The following is a 2710-nucleotide window of genomic DNA, read 5'->3' on the forward strand; positions in this document are numbered from 1 at the left end:
CATGACAGTATAAGGTCCACCGGGGAACTTACTCATACCATATGGTTGCCAGCAGAACATGGACGGGGGCATTGTCCTGATTGAACAGCCTCACACTTCTCGTGGCTCCTTGATGGTCGGTCGTGAGAAGCAATGCATCCCCCGTGTTTATTCTCCACGTCTCATCGGTACCGGCGCTGGCGACCCACCAGTCAGCACCACCGCTGCAGTCGCTGGACCCGTAACGGCACTGCCCGGACAGGACCCCCGTCCGGGCAGCAGCGCAGAGAACGTAAGTATCAGGTTCTAGTAGATGGAATCCGGAACGTAGTACTTGGCTGCGTTGTCCTTCGTGATCAGGTCGGCCGACAGGATGACCTTGGCCGGGACCGTGGACTGGTAGAAGCCAGGAACGGGCATGTTGCGGACGCCGTAGACGGCAAGAGTAACGGCCGTGCCAGCCATGGAAACTGGATAGGTAACGTCGCACGGAACGAAGTCGGAACCGTCCATGACCATCTTGATGATATCCTTCATGCCGGCACCCGGCACGATGAACATCTCGGTCTCACGCTTAGCTTCCTTGATGGCCTGGATAGCGCCTAACGCGACGTCGTCATCGCCGGCCCAGACTGCGTTGATCGTCTTGAACTGCTGCAGCCAGTTCTCCATGAGGGTGAGACCCGTGGCTTGAGACCAATTGGCAGGCTGATCAGCAAGGATCTTGATGTTTGGATAGTTCTTCAGGACATCCTTGAAGCCGGTGACGCGGTCGGTGTTGACCTGGCAGGGAATGCCTTCCATGATGAGGATGTTGCCCTTGCCGTTCAGCTTCTTGACCATGAACTCGGCGGACTGCTTGCCGAATGCATAGTTGTCGCCGGCGACGTACACGTCGGCGAACACGGGTGGAAGGACGCCACGGTCGATGACCACGACGTACTTGCCGGCTTTCTTGACCTCGCCGACGACGGGGGTTAGCGTGGCGGAATCGTAGGGCAGAATGACGAGGCCGTCGATGCCTTGTGCCATCAGGTCCTCAACATCAGAAACCTGCTTCTGAGCTGTGTCGGCAAGGACAAGCTTGAACGTGGTGTTGGGATCCTTTATCTTCCAGTCAGCGATAGCCTTCTGGGCGTAATATACAATGCCACCTGTCCAGCCGTGGTCGGCGGATGGAACAGAGACGCCGATAACCTTGGGAGTCGTGTCGGTCGGGATAGTCGGATCAGTTGTCACGACGGGGGTCGTGGTAACAGGCGGCGTGGTGGTGACAGGAGGTGTGACTGCGGTGGACTTGCAGCCGGTAAATGCGAAAACCGCTACAAGCAGAACAACAAGCAGCATGGAAATCTGTTTTTTAAACATGTCTGATTCTCCTCTCTTCTCTCGTTGTATGGTCGTACTGCCTCTTGGTTCGCTGTTTCAGACTACCCAATATAACCTATTGCTACTATGACGTTACGTGCTCTTCGGCTCACCCCCTTGCGCTGCAGCAGGTCGTCACGCCCTGCGGTTCTACTTCGTCTCGCCTCGTCCGCGCTGGACGAGGACGGCTGCAATAATGACCAGGCCCTTGACGGCGCCCTGCAGATATGCGGAGACGTTCAGCCAGTTAAGCATGCTGCTGACGACGCCGAGAATGATGACTCCGATAACCGTCCCCCAGATCCACCCTCGGCCACCCTTCATGCTCGTGCCGCCAATGACGACCGCGGCAATGGCGTCGAGTTCGAGCCCCGCACCGAAGTTGGAGCTGCTGACGGCGTTGATGCGCGAGCTAAACATCAGCGCCATGAGAAACACACCAAACCCGAGGATCATGTACGCGATGATCTTGATGCGGTCCGTCTTGATGGCCGAGTAGCGCGCCACGTCCTCGTTGGAGCCGACCGCATACATGTAGCGGCCAAGGCGGGTGTTGTTGAGGATAATGTGACAGACGACGGCGAAGACAAGGAAGACGAAGATGGCATATGGGATCCCCAGGAACGAGCCTTGCCCGATGACCGGGTAGGTGTCGGTCGCGCCCCGGAACTCGCCTCCATTCGCCGCCTGGAGGACGACGGAGCGGTAAATGGCTCCGGTGCCAAGGGTCACAATGAATGGTGCGATGCGTCCTTTGGTGGTCAGGGTACCGACAGCCCATCCACAGGCAACTGCCAGAGCGCATCCGGCGACGAGGGCCAGGATGATAGACGGTACGGAACCCTTGAAGTGGTTCGTGGTCACCAGCATGAGGCCTCCGGTCATCGCCGCCATCGAGCCTACAGAGAGGTCGATGCCGCCAGTGATGATGACAAACGTCATGCCCACGGCGATACAGCCCATGTAGGACACCTGTTTGAGCACGTTCACGACGTTGTTGATCTTGAAGAACTCCGGCTGGAGGACGAGCATGATCAGCAGCAGGACGGTCAGAGCCACAAACGGCCCGTACTTCTCGATGTTGAAATTGCTGATGCGGTCCTTGAGTGAAACCTTAGCAGGCATGGGCGGGGACTCCTTTCTTGAGACCTGTTGCCAGGAACATGATGTCTTCCTCGTTGACGTCCTTCCCCTGGACGAATCCGGCTAGCTGGCCACCACGCATGACAGCAACGTGATCGCACATGCCAACGATTTCGGGAAGCTCGGAGGAGATGACAATGCAGGACTTGCCCTGCCTGGCGAGGTCGTTGATGAATCGGTAGATCATCTGCTTCGTGTTGATGTCGATGCCGCGTGTCGG

The 2710-nt window shown here is 57.6% G+C and carries 2 protein-coding genes and 1 pseudogene; all 3 read right to left on the reverse strand.

What is annotated here, in order from left to right; translation table 11 throughout:
- Positions 1-285: 285 nt before the first annotated feature.
- Positions 286-1347 carry a substrate-binding domain-containing protein gene (locus SMC5_RS05965; protein WP_119087687.1) on the reverse strand — a complete coding sequence of 354 codons (1062 nt, stop codon included), beginning with the start codon at positions 1345-1347 and terminating at the stop codon, positions 286-288.
- Positions 1348-1497: 150 nt separating this feature from the next.
- Complete coding sequence (locus SMC5_RS05970) at positions 1498-2472, reverse strand: ABC transporter permease (RefSeq protein ID WP_119087688.1); 975 nt, start codon at positions 2470-2472, stop codon at positions 1498-1500.
- Positions 2462-2710, reverse strand: a pseudogene (locus tag SMC5_RS10720) (sugar ABC transporter ATP-binding protein); the annotation flags it as partial. The pseudogene SMC5_RS10720 and the gene SMC5_RS05970, both read right to left, overlap by 11 nt.

The sequence above is a fragment of the Candidatus Cryosericum odellii genome, assembly GCF_003570935.1.
Taxonomy (GTDB): domain Bacteria; phylum Caldisericota; class Caldisericia; order Cryosericales; family Cryosericaceae; genus Cryosericum; species Cryosericum odellii.

Coding starts and splice junctions, on each gene's coding strand:
- SMC5_RS05965 (WP_119087687.1), bottom strand. CDS start 1,347: ATGTTTAAAAAACAGATTTCCATGCTGCTTGTTGTTCTGCTTGTAGCG.
- SMC5_RS05970 (WP_119087688.1), bottom strand. CDS start 2,472: ATGCCTGCTAAGGTTTCACTCAAGGACCGCATCAGCAATTTCAACATC.